24 protein-coding genes and 1 pseudogene are annotated in these 25,256 nt (G+C 42.4%); 18 read left to right on the forward strand and 7 right to left on the reverse strand.

The genetic code is table 11. The annotated features are described in order from the left end of the window. Positions 1-25: 25 nt before the first annotated feature. From ACJJI3_RS10005 to ACJJI3_RS10045, 9 genes and pseudogenes are all read left to right on the forward strand, one after another. Positions 26-751, forward strand: a complete 726-nt coding sequence (locus ACJJI3_RS10005) for an ABC transporter ATP-binding protein (RefSeq protein WP_444942321.1) — start codon at positions 26-28, stop codon at positions 749-751. A 4-nt stretch (positions 752-755) separates the two neighbouring features. Next, entirely contained in the window at positions 756-3,194 is a 2,439-nt protein-coding gene (locus ACJJI3_RS10010) for an ABC transporter permease (protein WP_444942322.1), read from the forward strand. Positions 3,195-3,197: 3 nt separating this feature from the next. Further along, a complete protein-coding gene (locus ACJJI3_RS10015) occupies positions 3,198-4,448 on the forward strand; it encodes a cupin domain-containing protein (protein ID WP_444942323.1) in 1,251 nt (416 codons plus the stop codon). After that, positions 4,445-5,131, forward strand: a complete 687-nt coding sequence (locus tag ACJJI3_RS10020; RefSeq protein ID WP_444942324.1) for a hypothetical protein — start codon at positions 4,445-4,447, stop codon at positions 5,129-5,131. The genes ACJJI3_RS10015 and ACJJI3_RS10020 overlap by 4 nt, the downstream gene beginning before the upstream one ends. A gap of 26 nt (positions 5,132-5,157) precedes the next feature. Next, positions 5,158-7,305, forward strand: coding sequence for a glycosyltransferase family 4 protein (locus tag ACJJI3_RS10025; RefSeq protein ID WP_444942325.1), 2,148 nt, complete (start codon positions 5,158-5,160; stop codon positions 7,303-7,305). After that, positions 7,302-8,144 (forward strand): MbnB/TglH/ChrH family RiPP precursor modification enzyme, encoded by an 843-nt coding sequence (locus ACJJI3_RS10030; RefSeq protein WP_444942326.1) that lies wholly within the window; start codon positions 7,302-7,304, stop codon positions 8,142-8,144. Before ACJJI3_RS10025 ends, ACJJI3_RS10030 begins: the two co-directional genes overlap by 4 nt. A gap of 8 nt (positions 8,145-8,152) precedes the next feature. Further along, positions 8,153-9,874, forward strand: a complete 1,722-nt coding sequence (locus ACJJI3_RS10035) for an ABC transporter ATP-binding protein (protein WP_444942327.1) — start codon at positions 8,153-8,155, stop codon at positions 9,872-9,874. Positions 9,875-9,913: 39 nt separating this feature from the next. Continuing rightward, positions 9,914-11,839 carry an asparagine synthase (glutamine-hydrolyzing) gene (gene asnB, locus ACJJI3_RS10040; protein WP_444942328.1) on the forward strand — a complete coding sequence of 642 codons (1,926 nt, stop codon included), beginning with the start codon at positions 9,914-9,916 and terminating at the stop codon, positions 11,837-11,839. A gap of 412 nt (positions 11,840-12,251) precedes the next feature. Beyond that, positions 12,252-12,802: pseudogene (locus ACJJI3_RS10045) on the forward strand (helix-turn-helix domain-containing protein); the annotation flags it as partial. Between the two features lie 74 nt (positions 12,803-12,876). Here ACJJI3_RS10045 and ACJJI3_RS10050 read toward each other — a convergent pair. Both ACJJI3_RS10050 and ACJJI3_RS10055 read right to left on the reverse strand, forming a co-directional pair. Continuing rightward, on the reverse strand, positions 12,877-13,236 hold the full coding sequence (locus ACJJI3_RS10050; protein WP_444942329.1) for a hypothetical protein: 360 nt from the start codon (positions 13,234-13,236) through the stop codon (positions 12,877-12,879). Positions 13,237-13,413: 177 nt separating this feature from the next. Beyond that, positions 13,414-13,749, reverse strand: coding sequence for a hypothetical protein (locus ACJJI3_RS10055; protein WP_444942330.1), 336 nt, complete (start codon positions 13,747-13,749; stop codon positions 13,414-13,416). A 326-nt stretch (positions 13,750-14,075) separates the two neighbouring features. Between ACJJI3_RS10055 and ACJJI3_RS10060 the strand changes: the two genes are divergently transcribed. Then, positions 14,076-15,017, forward strand: a complete 942-nt coding sequence (locus tag ACJJI3_RS10060; protein WP_444942331.1) for an IS110 family RNA-guided transposase — start codon at positions 14,076-14,078, stop codon at positions 15,015-15,017. 43 nt (positions 15,018-15,060) lie between these two features. Here the strand turns inward: ACJJI3_RS10060 and ACJJI3_RS10065 are convergent, their stop codons facing one another. From ACJJI3_RS10065 to ACJJI3_RS10075, 3 genes are all read right to left on the reverse strand, one after another. Continuing rightward, positions 15,061-15,405 (reverse strand): hypothetical protein, encoded by a 345-nt coding sequence (locus ACJJI3_RS10065; protein ID WP_444942332.1) that lies wholly within the window; start codon positions 15,403-15,405, stop codon positions 15,061-15,063. Positions 15,406-15,504: 99 nt separating this feature from the next. Continuing rightward, positions 15,505-15,765, reverse strand: a complete 261-nt coding sequence (locus tag ACJJI3_RS10070; protein WP_444942333.1) for a hypothetical protein — start codon at positions 15,763-15,765, stop codon at positions 15,505-15,507. 110 nt (positions 15,766-15,875) lie between these two features. Further along, positions 15,876-16,205, reverse strand: a complete 330-nt coding sequence (locus ACJJI3_RS10075; protein WP_444942334.1) for a hypothetical protein — start codon at positions 16,203-16,205, stop codon at positions 15,876-15,878. A 770-nt stretch (positions 16,206-16,975) separates the two neighbouring features. On the opposite strand from ACJJI3_RS10075, the gene mutS reads away from it, so the two are divergent. The 4 genes from mutS (at position 16,976) to ACJJI3_RS10095 (ending at position 21,052) form a co-directional block, all read left to right on the forward strand. Continuing rightward, positions 16,976-19,627, forward strand: coding sequence for a DNA mismatch repair protein MutS (mutS, locus tag ACJJI3_RS10080; protein WP_444942335.1), 2,652 nt, complete (start codon positions 16,976-16,978; stop codon positions 19,625-19,627). A gap of 139 nt (positions 19,628-19,766) precedes the next feature. Further along, the gene (gene fdxA, locus ACJJI3_RS10085; RefSeq protein WP_108732342.1) at positions 19,767-20,090 is read left to right on the forward strand and encodes a ferredoxin FdxA; all 324 of its coding nucleotides are present in this window, start codon (positions 19,767-19,769) and stop codon (positions 20,088-20,090) included. A 62-nt stretch (positions 20,091-20,152) separates the two neighbouring features. Continuing rightward, entirely contained in the window at positions 20,153-20,848 is a 696-nt protein-coding gene (locus ACJJI3_RS10090; RefSeq protein ID WP_413664917.1) for a polysaccharide deacetylase family protein, read from the forward strand. A gap of 45 nt (positions 20,849-20,893) precedes the next feature. After that, entirely contained in the window at positions 20,894-21,052 is a 159-nt protein-coding gene (locus ACJJI3_RS10095) for a DUF1328 domain-containing protein (RefSeq protein ID WP_282931841.1), read from the forward strand. A 25-nt stretch (positions 21,053-21,077) separates the two neighbouring features. Here the strand turns inward: ACJJI3_RS10095 and ACJJI3_RS10100 are convergent, their stop codons facing one another. Further along, complete coding sequence (locus ACJJI3_RS10100) at positions 21,078-21,620, reverse strand: carboxymuconolactone decarboxylase family protein (RefSeq protein WP_444898118.1); 543 nt, start codon at positions 21,618-21,620, stop codon at positions 21,078-21,080. A gap of 82 nt (positions 21,621-21,702) precedes the next feature. Between ACJJI3_RS10100 and dinB the strand changes: the two genes are divergently transcribed. From dinB to ACJJI3_RS10120, 4 genes are all read left to right on the forward strand, one after another. Beyond that, the gene (gene dinB, locus ACJJI3_RS10105; protein ID WP_413664915.1) at positions 21,703-22,779 is read left to right on the forward strand and encodes a DNA polymerase IV; all 1,077 of its coding nucleotides are present in this window, start codon (positions 21,703-21,705) and stop codon (positions 22,777-22,779) included. A gap of 273 nt (positions 22,780-23,052) precedes the next feature. Then, positions 23,053-23,580, forward strand: coding sequence for an RNA polymerase sigma factor (locus tag ACJJI3_RS10110; protein WP_413664914.1), 528 nt, complete (start codon positions 23,053-23,055; stop codon positions 23,578-23,580). 13 nt (positions 23,581-23,593) lie between these two features. Continuing rightward, entirely contained in the window at positions 23,594-24,058 is a 465-nt protein-coding gene (locus ACJJI3_RS10115) for a hypothetical protein (protein ID WP_413664913.1), read from the forward strand. 234 nt (positions 24,059-24,292) lie between these two features. Further along, positions 24,293-24,661 (forward strand): hypothetical protein, encoded by a 369-nt coding sequence (locus ACJJI3_RS10120; protein WP_413664912.1) that lies wholly within the window; start codon positions 24,293-24,295, stop codon positions 24,659-24,661. 89 nt (positions 24,662-24,750) lie between these two features. Here ACJJI3_RS10120 and ACJJI3_RS10125 read toward each other — a convergent pair whose 3' ends face one another. Further along, a complete protein-coding gene (locus ACJJI3_RS10125; protein WP_413664911.1) occupies positions 24,751-25,209 on the reverse strand; it encodes a MaoC family dehydratase in 459 nt (152 codons plus the stop codon). Positions 25,210-25,256 lie beyond the last annotated feature (47 nt).

Consider the following 25,256-nt stretch of genomic DNA (forward strand, 5'->3'; position numbering starts at 1 on the left):
AAAAAAAATTTGCCGGAACCCAGCAATGAATATTATTGAAATTAATAATCTTTCGAAAGTTTTTACAGTAAAAGAAATAGAAACTCATGCGCTAATAAATATCAATTTAGAGATTAAGAAAGGAGAATATGTTTCCATTTCTGGGCCATCTGGATCAGGTAAATCAACATTATTATCAATATTAGGGCTATTAGATAGACCTACTTCTGGGACTTACAAGCTAGAAAACTACGATGTTCATGAACTAAATTTAGCAAGCCTCTCAAGAATGCGGAATGAAAAGATTGGTTTTGTTTTTCAGCAATTTAATTTGATTGACCAATATAACGTTTTTGACAATGTAGCATTACCATTACTCTACGGGAAAGAACGATTATCAAATGTTGAGATAAAAGAACGAGTCCTTCAGTGTATAAATACCGTTGGCCTTAGCAGTCGTGTGTATCATAAACCAAATCAACTTTCTGGAGGGCAGCAACAGAGAGTGGCTATCGCCAGAGCGCTAGTTAGAAACCCTTCTGTTCTTTTGGTCGATGAACCTACTGGAAATTTAGACTCGAAGATAGGTGATCAAATCATAGCTATGTTAGGTAGTTTACATGAGCAGGGTACCACCATTGCAATGGTAACTCACGATTCTCGCTATGCCGATTGTGCTGAACGCAAAATTGAATTACTGGACGGAAGAATTGATTACAAACGCGAGGGAATTAATATAGAGCGTGAAAGATATTTGGAAAAGGAGGCATAAATAAATGAATCAAATATTCCAATATTTTCGATTAGGCTACAAGAGCACTTTAAAATCTCCCATTTTCGCTTTGACAATTTCTCTAACTATCGGTTTAACAGCTGGTTCATTAGGTAGTATCTTTAATTTGAGCTACCTACTGATGTATAAGCCTCTTCCTTATGATCAGGCTGATGAACTATATCTAAGTAATCATGCGCGTATAAAAGACAATGAGAGGATCGGGGTTGGATTTCAAAGTTATCCAGGATTAATTGATATTTACAAAAAGCAAGATACTTTTGAGGAATCAGCATTAATTCAATTAGGTAGAATTAAAATTGACCAGGGAATGACCTTACAGAAAAAAGGCAACCTAAGTGTTAGTACCAGTTTTGTAACACCTGAATATTTCTCATTTTTTTCTGCTGAGTTCAGCAATGGGAACGGATTTACTAGCAAGAATGGACTAAATACCTATACACCTGTAGCTGTAATTAGTCATAATTTTTGGATGAAACATCTAGGCGGCATAAAAGAAGTTATTGGTCATTCACTGTTAATTGAAGATAAATCATTTAAAATTATTGGTGTATTATCAAAAGATTTTATTGAGCCAAAATTCGATAGATTACAAAGAAATTCCGAATTGTGGCTGCCAATAGATTTCAATATACATGATAATGAATTTAGAAATGACTGGACAAATTTTTTACCCCATAACTATTTAGTTGGAAAAATTAGCTCTTCGCAAGACAGCGGTATAGTTGATAACCGTATTAATCAATACCTTCTAGAACGTTTTTCACAAGAAACCAAAGGGAATAGTTATTGGAGTCATATGAAATTAACTCATCATATGATTACTCTAGAAGATGCAATCATTGGCGAAAGTCGTCGTACGGCTAGCTTAATCTTTCTTGGTTTGTTAGGAATATTCCTACTTGCCTTAGGGAATGTAACAAATTTATTCGTAGCAAGAAGCATAGAAAATAAGCGGTTTTTTTCTATCAAAATAGCTTTAGGTGCATCTAGAGATCAATTGTTTTTGTCAATATTATGTGAAGCACTTGCCTTACTGTCTATTGCATTTGTTTTCTCATTATTAACACTTGATGCGGGCTCCTCATTAATCAAAAGTTATGGAAATTCTTTATTTCCGAGATTACATGAATTTGGAGTGAATCTAACAGCAATTACTTTCTTATTAATACTACTGGTAATAGTTGCATCAATTTTTTCATGGTTTACAATCAGAAGTCTAAGTTACACAGATCTTATAAAAGAGATTCAAGGCAGCGGTAAAGGTGTTAGTCAACAAATATCAAAAAAAACGATTAATCCAATTTTGATAGCCCAGATAACATTTGCCGGAATTATACTCTGTGCTAGCATTGAAGTAACATTAAGAACAATTGACAATATTAAACGTCCTCTTGGTTTTAACATTGACGACACATATTTCTTAACGTTAGAAACTCGTACAGATAGCCTCTCAGGTTCGGAACTACGCAATAAAGTTTTAGAAGTTAGAGAAAGCCTGAAAAAACTGACTGAAATTAAAAATGCCTCTTTAACTAATGCAACGCCATTACAGGCATATTTACGCCGCTCAGTAACCTCTCTTGAAAAGAACGAGCAGGTCAGAACATTTCTAATTAGTACTGATGAAAATTTTTTTGATTCTACATCAATACCAATCATATCTGGCCGAGCCTTTAATTCTGAAGAATTTAACAACAAAACCAGTGTAGCTATAATTAGCGAGGCTTTGAGTGCATCATTATTTGGAACGGATTATCCGGTTGGTAAAACTATTATTTTTGGTGGTCGCCAGCTGCCCTTTCAAATTATTGGAGTCGCAAAAAATACTGGCCACCCATCACCAACATATGATACAAAAGTTCTATATCTTCCTGAGACAAGAATAGGAACTAAACTTCTATTAAAGGTTAAAGATGGCAAATATTTATCAAAAAAAGAACTTGAGAGCAAAATCACCTCTATAGATAAACGATTAACAGTTTTTCGTCTCAATTCACTCGGCCAATTATATAATTCTTTGACGGGAAATGATTACAAGCTTTTAAGTATTTCTTTGATTCTGTCCATCGTCGCCGCGTCCATAACAATGATAGGAATATATGGAGCGTTAAGCTATGCAATGAGTTTAACCAAGTATGAATTAGGTGTTAGAATGGCTATTGGTGCAAGCCCAATAGAAATAATAAAAAAATTAATTATAGATAACTCCCATATATTAATATATGGGATACTTTGCAGTATTATCCTAGGCGGCATACTCTACATGTATTTAAATGCAAATATTGAAGCCGTAAAATCAATAAGTATCTGGTCCCCCATATTGGCTTTGTCGGTTTTATTCGCTTCTACGGTGTTAGCCATTAGTGGCCCTATTTATAAGCAATTAAACAGACTACCCATTACATACCTAAGGGATTAAAATATGAATAATTTAAAATGTCTTGTAAATGGAGAAGTACTAGGTAAGGGTCTCCCAAAGACTAAAGAGGAAATATTTAAATACGTATTTAGAGGTCTTGATGTAGAAACCTTCTATGCAGAATACTGGGAAAAGAAACCACTCTATATTAAAAGCGACAAACCAAACTACTATAAAGATATTTTAGAGGAATCAGATATAGATGAATTTCTTTGCGGCCGTTTTTTACATGAAGGAGATATACGTGTTTTCAAATGTGAATCACAAGCCCCTTTTAATACCTATTCAAAGCCTTTGCCGGGCTTATATAGCCACCGAAAAGTCGTTCAGGCCTCCAAAGCGTTAGGCCTATATCAAGATGGTTATACATTAATTTTTCAAAATGTTAACAAGTATAGTAAATCATTTGGTTCGCTAGTTAGATCATTTGAACGGGAAGCTCAGTTTTCAGCCAGATCAAATATATATGTTACCCCTCCCAAAAACCATGGATTTGGTAAACACTGGGATCATATGTGTTCCATAATTCTCCAGCTAGATGGAGAAAAAGAATGGCGTGTATATGAGCAAGAGGTAACATATCCTAATCACATACTTGGACCAGATCAAGGGAAGGGCAAATCTTCAGAGTTAATATTTACTAAAGTACTGAAACCGGGTGATTTACTATATATCCCAAGGGGATTCCCTCATGCTCCTCAAACTAATAATTGTCATTCCGTACATGTAAATATTGCTTTTAAACCAATTTATGTTTCGGAGCTATTAAATACTTTTGTCCATCATGCTACTGCAACAGAGCCATTGCTAAGTCGAGGTATTCATCCCTTAAGTTCAGATATTGATGAAGAAACGACGGCCATCGTTACGTCTTTGCTTGAGAATTATGATTGGAAATCGGCACTCCAATTAGCTAGGCAAGATATATTACAAGATCGACCACCGATGTATCAACAGTGGTGGCGTCAGGAAAAATTGCTTTCTCACGTTTCTAATAAGACAACATTTCACTTCAACCCGAAGATGGAATGGTGTTTTAGAGAACTAGAGAATCATATACTTATAGTTACTAATGGAAATAAAATTGCTGTAGAAAAGGAGAATAAGGAGCTACTTTTATTTATACAGGCTTGTGATCACAAGTTTAGTTACGAAGATCTGAGCTTTTTTAATGATAATATTTGTAATAAATTACTCTCTGAGCTTATTAAGCTGGGTGTTATTTTCATCAAACAGGAACAAGAAAAAATATGATTTCATCATTTATAGATAGCTCATTTAGTCAGAAAGTTCTAGAGCCTGATTTTTTAGACTCATGCAAAGCAAGCTATCAAGATAAAGGTTTTTTTAACGTACCTGATATCGTTAATGCCGATCTTTTTAACGATCATATTTACCAGTTTTACAAATCAATAAAATCAATTTTGGTTAACAAAACTATTCGAAAGCATGATGAATTCACATTCAAAGACGTTGAAATGATTAGTAATGCTGGATTTAGCTTTTATCGCCTACTTATGAAGTCACGCTGTATCCCAAAAGAACATCAGGATACTTATATAGATATATGCAGGGAGTTTCAACTTGTCGAACTTGCAAATCTCTTAAATAAATTTACCGGCCCGCTATTGAACTACTGCACTGATAAAGCAATGAAATTAGTTGATGTGAAGTGCTTTATCTACGAAGAGGGTGACTATATTGGAGTCCACAATGACAGACATGTTGAGCATCATATTAATTTTCAGTTTCCTGTAAACATAAATACTATTGGTACGTTTCGCTATATGAATGATGGAAACTTAAAACTTAACTATGATCAAGATGGTGGAGCTAAGGCCATGTGTGGGGATATTTGGCATGATGTACCACCTATAATTAGATCTGGTGAAGGTGAGGATCCTGTACGGATCGTTTATATGTTGGTCTACCGTTAGTAAAATATTGTTTACAGGAAAGCTTTGTGAAAATTTGCCTTATAGGAAAAATTACTCCAATCCAAGGCGGTGTGAGTCGCCAGAATTTTTGGTTAGCCTATGCACTTGCCAAGTGTGGTCATGAAGTACATTTAGTTACCAACGCCAACGAAGTTGAGGAAGAGTATCGCTTAATAGGTGGCCGTATAAATAAAACTCTAAACAACACACCACTAGAAGATGTCAAAGATAATTTAACAATTCATTTCACCCATGATCGTCTGAATTATTCATATATTCCTTATGCTAACCCTTATGTCAGTAAATTAACCTCCAAAGCGGTTGAAATTGTTAGAAAATATAAATGTGATATTATTCTTGCTTATTATTTCGAACCATATGGTGTTTCTGCATATTTTACATCAAATATAACTAAAGTACCTTTTGGCTTACGTCATGCAGGTAGTGATGTTGGTCGTCTACTTCGCCATCCAGATCTGAATTATCTTTATAAAGATATGATAAGGCAGGCTGACTTCATTTTTTGCTCACGCACCACTGGACGTCGCTTTATGGAGATGGGAGTTGATCATGAAAAATTGAGTATTCTCTCGATGGTCAGCTATCCATCACATATTTATAATAATGAGCAACCATGCCTAGACCTCGAAAGCCATATGAAACTTGCGGACGAGGAAATGGAAAGCAAAATATCGAAATTGCTTAGAGAGCATCTGCCAGTTAGCAATTACAAAAAATCTTTACCAACCATAGGAATTTATGGGAAGGTTGCTAAGGAAAAAGGAAGTTTTGACTTAATCTCAGCTTTGGGAAAATTAAAGCAGCAAGGCTTAGAATTTAATTTCCTGGCTTTATGTAGTGGTAAACCAAAAGTACTTCATGAATTCAAGATGAAAATCTTGGAAGCTGGAATACAAGATATGACCACTTGGCTTCCCTTTGTGCCACATTGGGACATTCCTCAATTTATAAAGGTTTGCGATGCCGTATGTTTTCTAGAACGTGATTTTTCTATCCCTATACATAGACCAGGAGTAGCAATGGAAGTCATGCTATGTGGTGGATGTTTAGTGGTATCTAATGAAATTGCTGATAAACAGAGCTTTTGTGACGCATTGATTGATGAAAAGAATGCTCTGGTTGTTGACCCAACTGATATCAATGCACTATCTGAAAAGCTTAAATTTGTCATATCAGATACTAACAGAGCACACAATATTGGGGCAGCTGGTAGGTTGATGTTAAAAAAACTGATGCCAGATTTTGATCAAATTATTGTTCAAATCGGTCAGCATCTAGAATCAACATATGAAAGAGTTAAGTCACAGGAACTTGAAATGAGCATTATTGAATATCAATCATTTATCAATCGTTTATATACTGATGAGATATTCAGAAAATTAAACGATGTCTCACCAGCAGAAGCTGAATCTATATATCAACTAACAACTGAAGAGAAAAATCTACTTAAAAAACTTGACAAAAAAATGATTGCTGTTTATTCAGAATCCCTCAAGGGTAAATCTATGACAAAATTGCGGGGCATGTACCCGCTATTATCCAAATCATTGAAGGATCAGGAATTTGTGAAGCATTTTTCTCGTTACTATAGTATAAATTCCACTTATCCTGGAGAGGAAAAAATATCCCTGAATGACAAATTTGGGTATTTTATGGAACAAAGTGTTATTCCCGAAAAAAACTACCTTTCTGAGCTGGCGAGATTTGAGCGGATCCGGAATAATATTTTACTTTCGACGACGCCAGAGGATAGCTTTGAACAGATAAATGAGCGCAAATCAAATTTACCTATTGATATTAACTCACATATTAGCATCAACCCAAGCGTTAAAATTATAGATTTTGACTGGGATATCGACTCGATTGTAAATGCACTCAATACTGATGATTTTAGATATCTTGAAGAATTATCTCCTAGAGAAATAACTCTAGTTATATATTCTATTCCCAACGAATTTAAAACGAAAACCTTAAAAGTAAACAAGGCAACTGCAAGTATTATTAAACTTGCTAAAAAAGAAAGTGGCATCTCTACAATTATAGATTTATTTGAGACCAATAATAACCTCAAAGACACAACTCAAAAGGTAATTGATCTTATGAACTTCTTAATGGAAAGTGGGATTGTCAGGGTCAGGAAGAAATTAGCATGAGCCAATTAGATAGCATACCATTTCTAGGGGGGGGGATTGGCTACCGTCCCGAATTACATCACGAGATTCTAGCAGCTAAAAATAATATAGATTTCCTCGAGATTATTGCAGAACGTTACGCTTATGGAGCTAAGCAAGCCCTATATAATTTATCTGAAATTTCTGAAAGATATACTGTAATCCCGCATGGTGTTTCACTATCTATTGGTACATGTCAATTACCATCAAAAAGTCATTTGGCAAAAATCAAAAAAATAATAGAAATTACAAATGCTCCATATTTCAGCGAACACTTGGCAGTTACTCAATGTCCAGGTATTGAATTAGGGCATCTATCACCTATCTGCTTTAATGATGTAGTGTTAGAACATGTAATAGAAAATATTGATCATGTACAATCCTTCCTCAATGTACCGCTAGTACTTGAAAATATTACTTTCACACATAAGATCCCAGGATCCACGATGACACAAGAGGAATTTTTCAATGAAATTTGTCGTCGTACAGGTTGCGGCTTATTATTGGATATAACCAATCTTTATACAAACAGTGTAAATTGGAATACCAATCTGGAAGGACAGCTGGATAGCTTTCCTATCAACCATTTAGTCCAAGTTCACCTTGCAGGAGGCTTTTGGTCGGGTGGAAAATTGGTCGACTCTCATTCAGAAGCGATCCCCAAGCAGGTTTGGCAGCTTTTTTATAGCCTTCTGGAGATGACATCGATTAAAGCCGCAATCGTAGAAAGAGATAGTAACTTTCCAGAATTTAGTGAGCTTTTAAATGAAGTTACTCACATTCGTAATGCATTGAATAAGGCTCATCAGCCTTCACAATAGACAGAAATATGACAAGAAAGGATTTTAGCGCTTTCACCTGGTATTGGAAGTATTTGCGACCCTATAAATGGGTCGCTTTCAAAGGTGTATTTTTTTTAACCCTTGCAGTATTATTAAGTTTGTTGCCACCTTTAATGATTAAGGAGATGGTTGATGATGCCCTGCCAAATAAAAATTTGACGCATTTGCTTTATATTTTTACAGTATTGATCATAACATTAATTGTTATAGCTATTTCACAATCGTTGGAAGAATACTACACGGGCATGCTTGGTCTAAGTGCCACCAAAGATATACGTATAGACCTTTATCGCCATATTCAGTTCGTTTCCAATAATTTTTTCTTAGAGACCAAAACTGGTGAAATAGCTAGTAGGTTCACTAGTGACATCTTGAATATTCACAGAGTAATTAGTAAAACTGTACCAGGTCTATTCACTAATTCGGTATTACTCATCGGCGCAGTGGTCATAATGCTCAATTTAAATATTGAACTTACATTGGCAGCCATTTCCACTCTCCCTTTTTACTTTATAGTACTGTTTCTAATTGTTCGTAAAAATACTGAATTATCTAGAAAAGCCTTCAATCTTTCAGACAAAATCAATGGGAATATTACCGACAACTTTAGTTTTGAAGGTCAACTGCATTCTCGAGTAAATGGTCTCCATGGTAAAAATTTAATAGAGTTTTCTTCTTTTGCCGAGGGTATTCGTCTTATACGCTTAAAAATTGGTCTTTTAACTCGAGGTAATGAATCTATTTTTCATATGTTATCAATGAGTGGTATTGCTATCGTATATTTAATTGGAGGAATTATCTTTATCGAGGGTGAAGTTAGCATCGGTACGATAGTTGCTTTTAGCGTATTTGTCACCAGAATGTATCAACCTTTGTCCTTTTTTTCAACATCCGCAATCGAGCTATCAAGTGCATTGGTTAGCATGAAACGTTTAGCTGAATACTTTTCAATCCCTAAAGAGAATTCACATCAAACAGAAAATAAAAGTGAAAATACCAATTTCATTAAGCCTTCTGATATAGCTATAAAATTTGATAATGTTACCTTTTCTTATACTCATAAAACTGAAAGGAAACTCGTTTTTGACCGCCTAAATTTAACAATTTTCAGAGGTAGTAAAATTGCTATTACAGGTGCAAATGGTGTAGGAAAATCTACATTAACACAACTTATTGCTGGGATTTATAAGCCCCAACAAGGCACAATATATATTAATAATAACACTATAGATAGAATGGGCTTTTTGGCCTTTAGTCAAAATGTCAGCATTGTATTTAGCAGCAGCTTCTTTAGTAATGGCTCAATTTTAGATAATTTAATTCAAACCAATCCTGATGCTTCTGAAGATCAAATACAAGAAGCATTATTACTTTCAGAAAGTGATTCTTTCGTATCAGAGCTGAGTAATGGCATCCACACTCAAGTAGGTCAAGGTGGCTATAAGCTTAGTAGCGGACAGCGGCAACGACTCGCCTTAGCTAGGCTCTTTATTCACTCAGAAAATATAGTAATTTGTGATGAAATTACATCAAATCTAAGTGCTGACGTAGAACAAAGAATACTACGGAATCTTTTAGAAAAACTACGGGAAAAAACCGTATTATTTGTATCTCACAATAAAAATATTATGCAATTTTTCGATGAAGTAATAACCCTTGATGCAAGTAATAAGATTAACTCTAAGATACTTTCTAGCAAAATAAGTTAAATTAATTCAAATGACAGTATGTATGTCATGGAGTCTTCTATGTGTGGAATTACTGGAATTATTAATATTGATGGGCAGCCGATATCAGATGGGCAAATAACTACATTTAACAATTCACTTACACATCGAGGCCCTGATAGCGGCTGTATTTGGGTGGATAATTCAGCTCCCATAGGGCTTGGTCATCGTCGTCTTGCTATTGTTGATTTATCGGATAAAGGTAAACAGCCTATGCATTATAACAATCGCTATCATTTAACTTATAATGGAGAAATATATAATCACATTGAACTACGTCAGGAGTTAGAATCTCTTGGACATCACTTTATTTCAGATTCTGATGCCGAGGTCTTACTTATTGCTTATGCTCAATGGGGTGACGAGTGCCTGAACAAACTAAATGGCATGTGGGCCTTTGCTATTTGGGATAGTATTGAAGAAGAACTAACTATATGTGTTGATCGTTTTGCTATCAAATCTTGTGTTTATGTATCCAATGAATTTTACTTTGCATTTGCTTCCGAAGTAAAAGCATTCTTACACCTAGATCGATTCAATTTGGTGATGAATGAGGACGAAATATACCGTCGTCTCTATTCAAAAGAACATGATACCATAGAAACTATTGTTAAAGATGTATTTCGGATTCCGGCCGGACATTTTCTAAAGGTCTCAAAAAAGCAACGCCCGAGATTAGTTCGGTGGTGGAATACACTTGAACATACTGCCAATCTTGCTGAGTATCATGGTTGTAGAAAGGAAATGCTGCGCGATCTACTAGAATCATCAGTACAGCTTCGAATGCGCAGTGATAAACCTTTCGGCATTCCCATCAGTGGCGGTATGGACTCCAGCTCAGTCTTAATGATGGCAGATAAAGTTTTATCCAAAGGTGACATTTCTTATAGCCATATCGACATCTTTCATATTGTGAAAAACGGGCCAAGAAGCGAATTACCTGCAGTTGAGATTTTAAACTCAAAAACCCATTCAAAATTACACAAAATAGAAGAATTTTCACGTATGTCTTATACAATGATGAGAAAACTTCTATTTAACAATGAAAATATTGGAGTAACTTCTGAAGGGCCTTATCGTGTATATCAGCGCATGAGGGAGAATAATATTGTTGTATCTTTAGATGGACATGGTGCTGATGAGTTGATGGCCGGATACCATTTTTATACTCCTGCGGCAATGTTAGATGCTTTATCTGGAATACCTGACCCATTTCGTGCAGCCGATATTTCACAAGTGTGGTACCAGATGGCCAAAAACTCAAGTGCAATATCTACTCTCCAACAGTTAAAATCTAGAGTTAAGTTTCTAAAGCAGTTTGTTGGTTCACAAAAGAGAAAAAAGCAGCAGATAAACATCCCGGATTATATAGTATCACGTCAAATCCGTCCGCGATTCTCACTTTTGGATCAAGACAAACATCTTTTAGGAGGGCTGGATGATAACCTTAACTGTAAGTTGTATGAAGAATTTCATTTCGGGTTTTTACAGAAAATATTGAGGGCTTTTGATTATGCATCTATGGCGAATGGAGTGGAAGCAAGAACTCCGTTTCTTGACTGGAGGATTGTTTGCTTTCTTTTCTCTTTGCCTTCCAAGACAAAAATGGGAAAAGGACTGAACAAATTACTACTACGTCAAAGCATGAAAGGAATATTGCCGCCTGAAGTAAATGGCAACCCAGTAAAAACTGGATTCATCACATCCAACTCAAACTACTTCTTAAATTCTGAAATCTTAGAATGGATAGGTGATAGCCTTCATTCATGTAGTGGAATCCTACCTAACCTGGTTAATATAACCAAGGTACGTGAGAACTTTAATTTATATAAAAGAAAGCGCCTTAGTTATGCGGAAGGGTTGCAACTATACCAAATTGCTCAAATAGTGGAACTTGAAAATATGTATCATGAAATCCATCAAAATAATAATTGGGCTGTAGCTTAGAATTTTAAATGTTAATTAATTATTAATTAATTATTACTGTAAAAGCCTATAGTATTTAAATAAAATTTACTTGCGCCACCAAGAAATATCTAAATGATACTTCTGCAAATTTTTGCTCCTTTGAATTCAAAAATATGGCAGGGGGGGGGAGCCGATAAAATCGAAGGAAATAGACTTTTTAGTGCTGCCCTTATGCCTCCCCCCCCTATATAGGACTATATATAAGCATTATTTAAAAATCAAAAAATAAAATATTACCGATTTTTTTTTGGAAAGATGGAAGCTGGTATAGTTTTCGCTGAGATTGAAATAATTTGGATTGGTTCAGGCCAAATCTGACGCATTCTCTTGAAAAAGCAGAGTTTACCGGTTTTGATGAGGGTACCTAAAAGTAAAACCAAGAATATACCCCATAATCCATACCAATGATCGCATCATCAAACACAAAACCGGATTACTAAACCTAGCAGAAAAGCTCAGTAATATATCCAAAGCTTGTAAGACGCTAGGAGTATCGCTAGACACTTTCTATCGGTACAAGGAAGCGGTTTCAAGAAGCGGCATGGACACCCTTCTTGAGAAGAACTGGCCCGTGACCAACCACAAAAACCGCGTTGACACAGTCATTGAAGAGGCAGTGTTAACTCATGTCGCCCAAAAGCCTACCCATGGGCAGGTTTGAGTTTCCAATGAAATGCTCAAACTCGGTGTATTTGTGTCCCCTAGTGGCGTTCGGAGTATCTGGTTACGTCATGACCTGGCTAAATTCAAATTGCGATTAAAGGCACTTAAGGCCAAGCTAGCTGAGGAGGGACTGATCCTCACGGAGTCACATGTTCAGACTTTGGAGAGAAACCGTCATGATGATGAAGCCTGTGGTGAAATTGATACTCAACACCCTGGTTATCTAGGCTCGTAAGATCCTTCTATGTAGGGACCTTTAAGGGCGTTGGGCGTGTCTACTAAACGTGGGTAAGTCTTACACTTAACGCCGGCCACAGCGGCCGCAGAGCCTGGCACGTAATTGCGAATGCAATTTAAGTTACAGGTTTTGCGGTCCGTTGCTGGCCCTTGTTCAATTCTTTATCTCGTAACTGTTCCAGAATTATTTTTCCTTTATCTATCCAGTCAGAAATCATTTGGCTACCTCCACACCTGGAGATAAGCCTATGTTCTCTGATGAAAAGAATATACTTTGCTCCAGTTCTTACTCCTAGAGCACAGTTATGAAGGCCTTCATATACATGGCCAGTTTCAGAATCATCACCTTTGAATTGCTCAATGACTTGATACTTGATCCTAACCCGTTCTTTATCCCTTTCAGGGTCGTTTTCCAAAGAGGTTCCGACAATCTTCACATGAGCCACTTCTATAGAATCGGAGTACCACTTATCCATATCTCCTGGAACGCACTTACAAGCGAACGTGTAACTAGATACGAATAGCAGAAATATTGATATCAAATACTTCACGATCTTCTTTATAGAATTGAACGCCCAGCTTTGGGGCGGACTTGGAGCCGCTAAGCGGCGGAAAGACCGTCACAGCCCCGCAGGGGCGATAACAGCCGCTTGTTATGTTTCGATCCCCTTTTTTACACGCCAATAGAGGTCCACGGAAACCAAAGGGATATACGCTGTACAAATTGCTAGTATTCTCCGTGTAAGCTCAAACCTTCCCGAAAACAGATCAACTGGCATTTTTCCCTCAAAAAATTTAAACACTACGCCCATCGCGACAAGAGCGATAACCAATGGAGTTTTTGACTCGATAATTCTCAGTACTATCGCTAAAAATAATACCCCATACTCAACAATTTGATACTTCTCAACCGAGACTAGCAAAGCGCCAAGTGTTGGTAATACAGCCAATGCCGTTCCAGGTATGTAGGCTCCGTAATTCGGTTTCACTCAATGTCCTTGCCAGAAACATACGCCCGCCAACACGGGCCGGAGCTGCGAAGCAGCGGAGATCCTGCAAATGCTTGCATTTGCGGTCGTGCTTGACCTTGTATGGTTGTTCTTACCCAATTCTGATGTTGAAAATCCTTTTCGTTAACGGGTAAATTGAGACCCACCTTCGGCGGCCACCGAAGGCCTTGTTTATCACAGTTCGCTGCCTGGCCGGTTCGTAAAAGACCGATAACAAGTATGAACGTGATAAGCACTCACTAGGCATAACTCGAATAGTCATGTGGGCCTCGAGCCCGAATAGCAAGGCGGAGATAGCTTATCTTATGGAACCTCAAGAGATCAATGTCGGTATCGATACCAGCAGTAAACAACTCGATATTTATGTGAGACCTACTGGCCAATTCTTTAGTGTTGCCAATGATAAAAATGACATTAAGGATGCCATTAAACAATTACAACCTCTTAAACCTCAAAGAGTATTAATAGAGTCTACAGGAAGACTCGAATTCGAGTTTGTTTGCGCCGCTGACAAAGCAGGATTACCTGTTGTTGTTTGCAACCCTTCACAGATAAGAAGCTTCGCTAAATCCGCAGGGCGCCTCGCCAAAACTGACAAGCTAGATGCAATGGATATTGCACATTTTGGTGAGGCCATGAAGCCAAGGCTGTCGGTGCTAAAGCCAGAAAAGCTTAGGGAGATCAGTGACTTACTGGCGGTAAGAAGTCAGTGTTTAGAGATGAGCACAATGCAAAAGAATCGGCTTCAAAGGATGCCGAAATCAGTACACAAGCCTATCCAGACCATTCTAAACACCATCAAGAAGGAGATACAAGGTATCGACAAGCAACTGGATAAACTGGTTAACAGTGTGTCTGAGTGGCGGCAAAGGCGCGACCTATTGTTGAGTGCTAAAGGGGTCGGAAATGTATTGGCTTATACGTTGATGAGTGAGCTTCCCGAGCTAGGAAAATTGAACCGTAAAGAAATCGCTGCACTTTTAGGTGTCGCCCCGATGAACCGTGATAGCGGGAGCTTCCAGGGAAAGAGATATATTCGAGGCGGAAGGCATCGTGTACGAACGGTTTTGTTTGTTTCCATTATGTCGACCATACAACATCACCCTAAATTAAAACCGATGTATAAGCGATTGGTCGACGCTGGCAAACCTAAAAAGGTCGCTCTGATTGTCTGCATGAGAAAGCAGATTACGATCCTGAATACGATGGTGAAAAATAACACCTACTGGGATGAAAGTATGGCTTAAAAACTTGACGAGCAACCATAGTCACTTGTTAAGCATTGCGACGCTATAAGCCAGAATAACTTTGATAAACTTCATGATCTTTGTAGTCCCCTTGCTTATTTAAGTTGATATATATTTGAATGGCACATTCATAGAATAGCCAAAGAAATATAGATTCAAATTTACAGTCAGCCTCATTTTCTCGTACTACGGCCTGGTATCTAAAAGAATACTTATCGTAAGAATACACAATGTTTGCTGAGGCTAAATATTCTTCAATTGCTTTCGTACTATCGCCTTGCGATAGATTAGCAGAAATACTTTCCTGTATTTTCTCGACTGTATTGAGACTATTACCCCAAACAGGATTGCTAATCATTACTAGTGCTAAAATGGTAGCTATCTTCAATGCTCCTCCTTGAACGCTTAACGTTGCCAACAGGGACGGCCGAAGCATAGCGTGGGCCGTCCAGCCCAGCCAATAGCTGGGCGAGCCTGCTTGGCCTGGTTATGTGGTTGGGGGTATATCAGAATGCTCGCCATTTTTAATTACCGCACGCATGAAATCAACTAAGTGCACTAATACCAAAGCCATTAAAACGCCTATGAATTCAGCACCAAGAGGTATTATTTCATCTTTCCCAAGTAAGGCGCGAATCAATCCTACAAGAACTATTGAAGCACACAATGTAAAAATAAGCTTAAATAAGTGTCTGATAAAAATTTTACCGCAACCACCTGCTTTAAACCCATCAATGACATCAATCATATTTCCTACTCACTGACACATAACGCCTTGATCTGCGGCAGGCCGCGCGAAGCGTGGACTGTCCGGTGTAGGCCCGCAGGGCCGGAACGAACAGCATCAACTTGTTACGTTTAATACTCTTCGCCTTCATCACCAACTACAACCGCCCCAACTTTACTGGCAATTTCTTTTGCCTTTGGTATTTGAGCATCTTCACCACCGAATGTTATTCGCCCAGAATTATAGCTAAATACATGTGTGCCATTCTTGGAATCAGTCCAATGGCATAAAATACCAGGCATCGAGATTTCTTCACCTGTATAGGGGTTAACACCGCTGATCTCTGTCTCAATTTTTAAATCTTGATCATTTTTACAAATGTTCAGCCATTCCGCTTCTGATATTCGATTTTCTTCAGAATCCCAATGGCCTAGTTTTTCAATGTGCAGGTTATATGCCATAGAGGCTCCAGAAAAAGATATTGAAACAAGTAGAAGTATTAGATTTTTCATCTTGGAAACGTAACAGTTAATTCAAAAGCAGCGCCTATATATCACCCTTCTATATAATTCTACCGCCCTCAATCAAAGTCCGCTTAAAAACCCAATAAAATAAAAAAAATACATTGTGTGTCACGAAACGAAACAAGTAGATATAAAGCAGCGTCTTTTGAATTCTGATATACGAAGCAGGACTTAGTTATCAGTACTGTATTTCATCAGCCTACTATGCACATATGTCCCAGCTGGAGGGATGCGCTACCGCGTAAAGAATTGGCTTGTTTAGTACTCGACCTTACTGAGTCAGGAATCTTTTTTGTTGAGATCAGCAGCAGATTCATTAGAGGAAAGAAAAGTGACGGTCCTTACCTCAAAGACGAAAACGTCCCGCTTCCCTACAAGGCTCTCATAAAATCACAGGGTCGCTGCTGGTCATTCGACTTTCAGTTGATAAGCCATCCATAGTGGTTTGCCCCCCACTCTGCTATTCTGCGCTCCCGATAAAGAAGCCCTTCGAACTTTAGCCTGGACCTTTCTGTTCAGATCTATCCCGATTGCATGCTTCAAGAACATCAGGTTTGGGCTTGCCGTTCATTATTTGATCGAACGCTTCTGCTTATTAAGCCCCCGAGGAAACCTGCCCCCTACCCCAATCTGAGCCGGCCGCCACTCCTGCGGGGCTCTTGGGGTTTGCGAACACTTTTGTAACTTACTGATTTTCTTAGAGAAAAATGCCAAAAACCGCAAACAAGACCAAGGCCGCGAAACCCGAACACACCCCCATGATGCAGCAATACATGCGCATCAAGGCCCAGCACCCCCAAGAGCTGGTGTTCTACCGCATGGGGGACTTTTACGAGCTGTTCTTTGATGATGCCAAGAAGGCGGCAGAGCTGTTGGATGTCACTCTTACTGCCCGTGGCAAGTCCGGGGGTGAGCCTATACCCATGGCCGGTATTCCATACCATGCAGCTGAGGGCTACTTGGCGCGGCTGATTAAAGCTGGGGTTTCCGTTGCCATTTGTGAACAAATCGGTGATCCCGCCACCAGCAAGGGACCGGTTGAACGCCAAGTAGTACGTATTGTTACTCCGGGCACGGTCACGGACGAGGCACTTCTCAACGATCGCCGCGATAACCTCCTGGCTGCTATTTCACACTTGGGCGATGTATTTGGCCTGGCACTGCTGGACCTGGCAACCGGTCGTTTTGTGGTTCAGGAAACAGATACTCTGGAAGCTCTGGCCGAGCAGGTGCAGCGCCACAATCCCGCTGAACTGCTTGCGCCGGAAGACCTTAGCCTGCCGGTTGAAATCGAGCGCCGCGCTGGCGTGCGCCGCCGCGCACCTTGGGAGTTCGAACTTGAGAGCGCTTTGCGTCTGCTCAACCAACAATTCGGCACCATGAACCTGGAGGCCTTTGGTTGTAGCCATATGCACGGCGCTGTGATCGCTGCCGGCTGTTTGCTGCAATATGCACGGGACACCCAGCGTACCGAGCTGCCCCATATTCGCGGCCTGCTGACGGAAAGTGGTGATGAGACAGTCGCCTTGGATGGTGCCAGCCGCCGCAATCTGGAGATTGATCTGAACCTGAACGGTGGCGATGACAATACCCTATTGTCGGTCTTCGATAGCTGTAAAACCGCTATGGGTAGCCGCTTGCTGCGCCGCTGGTTTAACAACCCCTTGCGCCAGCTGACTAGCTTGCGCAACCGCCAGGATGCCATCGCAGCATTAATTGCCGATTATGGCTTTGAGCCTCTGCGTGATGCCCTCAAACCTGTGGGCGATATGGAGCGAATCCTGGGCCGTTTGGCACTGCGCTCTGCACGTCCTCGGGATTTGGCTCGCCTGGGCCAGTCCCTAGCTCAATTTCCGGAAATCCAGCAACAGTTAGCGGAATCTGACGCAACTTTATTGAATGAATTGTGCAGCCAGATCGGCGAGTGGCCTGGAACCGTAGAGCTGCTGCAAGATGCCATTATTGAAAACCCTCCGGTAGTAATTCGCGACGGTGGCGTTATTGCTTCCGGCTACGACGAAGAGCTGGACGAGCTGCGCGCTATCAGTGAAAACGCCGGCGATTACCTGGTGCAACTGGAGCAGCGGGAAAAAGAGCGCACCGGTATCCCCACCCTTAAGGTGGGTTACAACCGGGTGCACGGCTACTTTATTGAAATCAGTCGCGGGCAAAGCGATAAGGCGCCAGCTGAATATATTCGCCGCCAGACCCTGAAAAATGCAGAGCGCTTCATTACTCCCGAGCTGAAGGAGTTTGAAGACAAGGCGCTCTCCGCCAAGAGCCGCGCGCTAGCTCGTGAAAAGGCGCTGTACGAAGAGCTGATCAATCAGTTGAATGAGTCCCTGGCAGAGCTCCAAGCCGCCGCTGCGGGTATCTCCGAATTAGACGTGCTGGCATGCTTGGCCGAGCGCGCTGACGATTTGCGCCTGTGCCGCCCCGAACTGGGCACTGAGCCTGGTCTGCATATTACCGGCGGGCGCCACCCGGTGGTGGAGCAGGTATTGGACGAGCCCTTTGTGGCCAACGATATTGATTTGCACAATGACCGCCGCATGCTGGTAATTACCGGCCCGAACATGGGCGGTAAATCTACCTATATGCGCCAGACAGCATTGATTGCCCTGTTGGCCCACTGCGGCAGTTACGTGCCCGCCGACAGTGCCCAGATCGGCTTGCTGGATCGTATCTTCACTCGCATCGGCAGTGCCGATGACCTGGCCGGTGGCCGCTCCACCTTTATGGTGGAAATGACCGAGACCGCCAATATCCTGCGCAATGCCACCGAGCACAGCTTGGTACTGATGGATGAGATTGGCCGTGGTACCAGCACTTACGACGGCCTGTCCTTGGCCTGGGCCTGTGCCCACTACCTGGCAGGGGAAGTGCGTGCCTTTACGCTGTTCGCCACCCATTACTTTGAACTGACTGACCTGCCCAGCCAATGCTCTGAGGCCGCCAACATCCACTTGGATGCCACCGAGCACGGCGAGGGAATTGTCTTCCTGCACCGCATCCAGGAAGGGCCCGCCTCTAAAAGTTACGGGTTGCAGGTGGCCAAACTGGCCGGCATCCCCAGTGATGTATTGACCGAGGCCCGCGCGCGCTTGGCAGCATTGGAAGCCGGCGCCCAGTCGGTAGATGTGCCAGCTCCTATTGCTACGCCTGCACCGGCCCCCAAACAGGAGCCGGAAGAAGCCGCTGTGCCAATGGCCGCAGCCCCTGGCTCCCCCCAGCAGGTAGATCTGTTTGGCAGCCCGAGCCACCCGGCCGTGGATGCCCTTGAGGAGCTTGATCCGGACGATTTGACGCCACGCCAGGCACTGGAAGCGCTCTATTCTTTACGCAAGTTACTGAAGTAAAAGACCGGGCGACCCTGGTCGCCCAATTCATCCTGTTATAAACAGTGAACTAAATCGACTGAAAAGCCACTACAATTCGCGCCAGTAATTGATAAAATCCGCTGCACGAAGAATTCAGTGGCACTATCGAGGGACAAACATGACATTCGTAATTGGGGAAAACTGCATTAAGTGTAAATACACCGACTGTGTAGAGGTTTGCCCGGTAGACTGTTTTTACGAAGGCCCCAACTTCCTGGTAATTCACCCAGACGAGTGTATCGACTGCGCCCTGTGTGAGCCGGAGTGCCCCGCCAACGCGATTTTCTCTGAGGATGAGGTTCCGGACGATCAGCAGGAGTTTATCGAGTTGAACGCAGAACTCGCCGAGGTATGGCCCAATATTACTGAGAAGAAAGACCCATTACCGGATGCCGAGGAGTGGGACGGCAAGAAGGGCAAGCTGGACCAGCTAGAGCGCTAAACAAGTTCAAAGAAAAAAGCCGTCATTGACGGCTTTTTTTCTATCTGTGGAAACCCTAAAAAATGAAAATAATAATTAATGCTATTTGCATTTGGCTTTTTGTATTTTCAACCTGTGCCCAGGCAATTACCGGCAAGGATAAATGGGTAGCGCTTATTTTTGATGAGGGGCCCTCCCCCGACAAAACCGAACCGCTGTTAAAGCGGCTCGAGTCTTTAGAAGTAACCGCCACTTTTTTCCCTACTGGGCAGGAAATGGAAAGGTACCCGGAGCAGACCCAGGCAATCATTCAGGCTGGACATCAGTTAGGTAACCATGGTTACTCACACACAAACCTTTCCCAGATGCCTTTGAGTAGTGCCAAGGAAGAGATTAAAAAAACCTGTCGGCTACTACAAAGTAATGGCTATACCAGCAAGCCCATGTTTCTCCCTCCTCACGGAAAGATGTCTGACGAGCTGGGCACGCTTTTAAGCGATCACCAGTTCAAGATTGCTCACTGGGATATCGATCCTACTGAGCAACTGCAAGCAGGCGGCGCTCAAGTCGCAGCTGACTATATATCCCAAAAGGCAAAAGACGGAAGTGTGGTTCTGCTGCACCCCATGTATGGTCAGCACCATCAGGTAATGGAGGCCCTGCCCCTCATTACTGCGCAACTCAGGCAAAAGGGCTTCCAGTTTGCCACACTGGAGCAACTAACCCTGATGAAAGCAGGCGACCATTTGGAACCTGTGGAGCGGGACTCTATCAATTAGCGGAACGGGAGCCCAAGGCTCCCTCCACTCTATTGGGAGCCTCTTATGTTGCGCTGGGCTGTCACCTTCCTGGTTATTGCGCTGATCGCCGCCTTCTTTGGCTTTAGTGGCATCGCTTCGACCGCAACTGAAATAGCCAAGATTCTTTTCTTTATTTTCCTTGTGATGTTTGTGCTGGCACTAATTTTCGGCAGACCCAAGTAGAACAGCCGCCCAAGGGCGCCTGTTATTACTTCTTGTGAGGCACTCGGGTCGGCGCCAGGCTGAGCACTTCAGCAATGTGATTGGCCCCCAGTACCATCTCCATTACCCCCAACGCCTCAAGAATCTCATCATCACCGGCACCGAGCTTTCGCGCAGCGGCGATCAGGTGCTCGCGATGGTCATCAGGGGCGCTGTTGGCATTGCGCGCCAAGTCAAACAGGGCGTGCTCTTTTTCAGAAAAGTGCACATGCTTGGGGTCAGTGCGAATCCGCATCACTTCATCGGTTTCCACCCCAAGCATTTGCAGGGACATACTGTGATGGTAAATGCCATAGTCACAGTGGTTATCGGCTGAGACTGCCAGGCCAATGGCTTCTTTCAGCTGCGCCGACAAACAGCCGTGAATCATCACCGTCTTAAACTTGTACCAGTTTGCCTCAAGCAATCCCGGGTGTTGGGCGTAGACACGGAACAGACTGGGGATTCCCCCCAGCTCGTCATCAATCTCAGCAAAAACCCTGGCTACATCATCGGAAGTTGGGTGCTCGACCAACGGAATACTGCTCATTATTCACCTACCTGTCATCGCCGGGTGTCCAAGTGGCATAAATTACTTTCTGGCACGACATAACACTGTATATAATCACAGCATGAGAAAGATTATCCACTGTGATTGTGACTGCTTCTACGCTTCGGTCGAAATGCGTGACGATCCCAATCTTCGTGGACGCCCTTTGGCCGTTGGAGGCAGTAGCGACCGCCGCGGAGTGATCTCTACCTGCAACTATGAAGCCCGCAGCTATGGGGTTCGCTCCGCAATGCCTACCGCCCAGGCCAAGAAACTGTGCCCTGATTTGATTGTAGTACCCGGCAACATGGCTAAGTACCGGGAGGTCAGCGGGCAGATACGGGAGATATTTCTCGACTACTGCGATGATATTGAGCCCCTATCCCTGGACGAAGCTTTCCTGGATGTCACCGACAGTGGCCGCTGCCACGGCAGCGCTACCCTAATCGCTGAGGAAATCCGGCAACGGGTGCGCGATACCCTGGGTATCACTATTTCTGCCGGGGTGGCCCCGAATAAATTCCTGGCCAAAATTGCCAGTGATTGGCAGAAGCCCGACGGATTGACAGTCATTACGCCAAGCGAGGTCGATCAATTTGTTTTGCGCCTGCCTATCAACAAAATACACGGCGTGGGACGGGTGACCGCAGAGAAAATGCATCGACAAGGCATTCGCACTTGCGCGGATTTACGCAATTTTTCGCAAGTTGAACTGAGTAAGAAGTTTGGCAAATTTGGCCGCCGCCTTTACGACCTTTGCCGTGGTGTTGACGATCGCCCGGTAAGCGGCGATGGCTCCCGCAAGAGTGTTAGTGTCGAGCGCACCTTTTGCGAAGACTTATCCAGTTTTGACGAATGGCTGGAACAGCTGACAGAGCTGTATATGCGTCTGCTGGAGCGGCTGGAAAAACTCGGCGATCGTTACGAAGTAAATGGTGCCACCGTAAAAGTAAAGTACGCGGATTTTACTACCAGCACCCACGAGCGCAGCAGCCGTGCCGGGCGTATTTCTGAATTCCGCCAGCTACTGCAGGAATGTCGAGAAAAACGCCCTGCTCCCATCCGCCTTCTTGGGGTAGGCTTGCGACTCACAGACCTCCGGGCGGGACAAGGCCCTGTTCAATTGCCACTACCCTTGCCGGAGCAAGCCTCTTTTTGACGTTTGATTGCTTAATTAGGCGCATCATCACTTATTGATAAATCTGGCGTTGGCCCTTACCCGAGCAACCACCTCTCAAACCAGGGGCAACTATACTTCGCAAGCCCGAAGATTCGTATCTGTCGTACCGTGACATCGGCTGAAATTATAAGTACTGGCCAGAGAATAATTGCGACGCAGAACCATACTACAATCTTCTTTATTGACGCCGCATAAACCAATACTCGGCCAGTGGTTCGAGGCGGGATAATTTGCGTACGGAGGCTCAAGACATTGTCTCTCAAAGAGTTACGCCAGCTATCTGACGAGGCGCTATTCCAATACTACAAGGAGTCGCGCAAACCTGCTGTGTTCCATCAACTCTACGGCCGTCATAAAGATTCCCTGTATCGCTACTGTATGCAAATGGCGCCGTCTTCATCCACTTTACTCTTGCAAAAACTCTGGCGTGGTCTTTTGGAAAATCCGCCAGAATTGCACGGGCGTCTGCTTAAAAGTTGGCTTTACATCCAAGTCAATAAATTGCTCAAGCTTGAGGAATTTTCCAGTTCGAAGAAATCCGCGCAAGAGTCTCCCCAGCAGAATAGAATTCTCGCAGCGATTCAAAATTTACCTTCTCAATTGCGCAATGTTTTATTACTGCATATGGAATGCAAGCTGCCACTGGCAACCGTGGCCGATATCGAGCAGCTCTCTCTCAATAAATGCCGCACCCTATATCATCGCGCCCGAACCGCACTGGACGAAGCGATATACGGTTCGGAGAGAAGACCTTGGCAAGTAGAAGTTATCGAAGAGTAATCGAGTTAATGCTATGAGCAATTGGGAAAATCAATATTTTAAAGAAGCCGAGACGTTGACTTCCCCGCAGCAGCTGGATGACGATCTATATAAAACAGCCCAAACCTATAAGCCGAAAGTAAACGTCAATCATCTACTCTCTCGTGCAACAGTAAGTTGTAGCTTGGTAACCGCCTTGCTATTGCTTCTTCATCCAGCCCAACACCTAGGTGCCTTCACTCACAAGGCAAATTCCACCGAGCAGCATTTGTACGAGCCGGCGTTAAGGGATTGGAAAGAAACTGTGATGGCAGTTACCCCAGCGCCAGATCCCTGGCTCGTACTACGCAATCAGGTAAATAGTGGCGAGTATGTTGCCTTGTGCCACTTTTGGCGGACTGAACAGCAGGATGGAAGTGAAGAATCCCTGCCCGATGAATTACGTAAAAGTGCTAAGCGTCACTGCCGAATTTTATCGAGCACGGCTTCAAGGAGCTAGAAACAACTGATATCAAGTTCAAGCGGCCAGTTCGAATTCTCACTTCCTATACAGTCTCAACTTAGCCACTACACTGTGGTAGGCATCTACGGTGCCGGTGGTCCTTCTGCCGGAGAAAATCCAGTACTAAAGTCAGTAATCAACCAACTTCATGGGCGGATATTCTCCCACACACGAAAGCTCACTATTTACCGTTACCTTAAAAATGGGGTTTCGCGCAAAAAAGCAGCGATATTGTTTGGCTACAGCAGAGGGGGAAATGCTGCGATAAAAATCGCCAATGCACTTGGCAGGCAAGGCATCTCTATACAATGCCTGGTGATATTTGACGCCCACAGCATCAATGACAAAAGAAAATTCAAACTCAAATATGACAATATCAAAAGGGCTTACAACTTCTTTCAAAGAAACCCCAGAACCGCTGGGAAATATGGCTGGTGGGGTATAAACCCCTATTGGGGATGCACCCTATTCTCACCATTTATCGAAGTCCAACAATTTGACTTTACTGGTGAGTACTACAAAAAAGGTATTCCCGCTTCTCACTTGAATATTGTTCGCATGGGTCTCAACACCCTTAAACAAGAAGAAACATTTATGTAAACTCGCCTTAAACAACTCTCAAACAGATCGAAACCACCACTTTCCACCACGACTTAGAAAAATGGTGGTCCGGCCTTATACTGACCCCACTAGGTAATCTGCAGAAAAATCCACTCTGCAACTAAAGCTGGCTTCGCCTCACCCTCTATTTCCATAGTTACCATCAGCTTAATTTGATACTGGGACTCTTTTTTCTCCGTAATATCCAGTATTTTCCCGGAGACGCGCACCCGGCTACCGGTCTTTACAGGGTTGATAAAGCGGACTTTATCCAAGCCATAATTCACCCCCATATAAGCACCTGTAACCGTTATCTGTAGAGCACCTACAAAATAAGGCAGCAGTGACAGTGATAGAAATCCATGGGCAACCGTTCCACCAAAAGGTGTTTTCGCAGCGGCCTCTGGGTCTACATGAATAAACTGTCGATCCAAGGTGCACTCAGCAAAGCTATCAACTCTCTGCTGGTCAACTTCAAACCAGTCTGTGGGCTCTGTTTCAAAACCAATGTAATAGCCGAGGCTATCAGGTGAAATTTCTACAGGCATCGAAGGCTCCTTTTCGATTCTCTATTCGCTTTCTCTGCGACTCCCAA

Source organism: Microbulbifer maximicatervae (SeqCode) (genome assembly GCF_052466985.1).

Bases quoted from the DNA above. Each gene is read 5' to 3' on its own strand.
- ACJJI3_RS10095 (WP_282931841.1), top strand. From the start codon at position 20,894: ATGTTGCGCTGGGCTGTCACCTTCCTGGTTATTGCGCTGATCGCCGCC.
- dinB (WP_413664915.1), top strand. From the start codon at position 21,703: ATGAGAAAGATTATCCACTGTGATTGTGACTGCTTCTACGCTTCGGTC.
- ACJJI3_RS10015 (WP_444942323.1), top strand. From the start codon at position 3,198: ATGAATAATTTAAAATGTCTTGTAAATGGAGAAGTACTAGGTAAGGGT.
- ACJJI3_RS10030 (WP_444942326.1), top strand. From the start codon at position 7,302: ATGAGCCAATTAGATAGCATACCATTTCTAGGGGGGGGGATTGGCTAC.
- ACJJI3_RS10075 (WP_444942334.1), bottom strand. From the start codon at position 16,205: ATGGCATATAACCTGCACATTGAAAAACTAGGCCATTGGGATTCTGAA.
- ACJJI3_RS10070 (WP_444942333.1), bottom strand. From the start codon at position 15,765: ATGATTGATGTCATTGATGGGTTTAAAGCAGGTGGTTGCGGTAAAATT.
- ACJJI3_RS10035 (WP_444942327.1), top strand. From the start codon at position 8,153: ATGACAAGAAAGGATTTTAGCGCTTTCACCTGGTATTGGAAGTATTTG.
- ACJJI3_RS10010 (WP_444942322.1), top strand. From the start codon at position 756: ATGAATCAAATATTCCAATATTTTCGATTAGGCTACAAGAGCACTTTA.
- mutS (WP_444942335.1), top strand. From the start codon at position 16,976: ATGCCAAAAACCGCAAACAAGACCAAGGCCGCGAAACCCGAACACACC.
- ACJJI3_RS10100 (WP_444898118.1), bottom strand. From the start codon at position 21,620: ATGAGCAGTATTCCGTTGGTCGAGCACCCAACTTCCGATGATGTAGCC.
- ACJJI3_RS10090 (WP_413664917.1), top strand. From the start codon at position 20,153: ATGAAAATAATAATTAATGCTATTTGCATTTGGCTTTTTGTATTTTCA.
- ACJJI3_RS10050 (WP_444942329.1), bottom strand. From the start codon at position 13,236: ATGGATAAGTGGTACTCCGATTCTATAGAAGTGGCTCATGTGAAGATT.
- fdxA (WP_108732342.1), top strand. From the start codon at position 19,767: ATGACATTCGTAATTGGGGAAAACTGCATTAAGTGTAAATACACCGAC.
- ACJJI3_RS10125 (WP_413664911.1), bottom strand. From the start codon at position 25,209: ATGCCTGTAGAAATTTCACCTGATAGCCTCGGCTATTACATTGGTTTT.
- ACJJI3_RS10020 (WP_444942324.1), top strand. From the start codon at position 4,445: ATGATTTCATCATTTATAGATAGCTCATTTAGTCAGAAAGTTCTAGAG.
- ACJJI3_RS10005 (WP_444942321.1), top strand. From the start codon at position 26: ATGAATATTATTGAAATTAATAATCTTTCGAAAGTTTTTACAGTAAAA.
- ACJJI3_RS10115 (WP_413664913.1), top strand. From the start codon at position 23,594: ATGAGCAATTGGGAAAATCAATATTTTAAAGAAGCCGAGACGTTGACT.
- ACJJI3_RS10060 (WP_444942331.1), top strand. From the start codon at position 14,076: ATGGAACCTCAAGAGATCAATGTCGGTATCGATACCAGCAGTAAACAA.
- asnB (WP_444942328.1), top strand. From the start codon at position 9,914: ATGTGTGGAATTACTGGAATTATTAATATTGATGGGCAGCCGATATCA.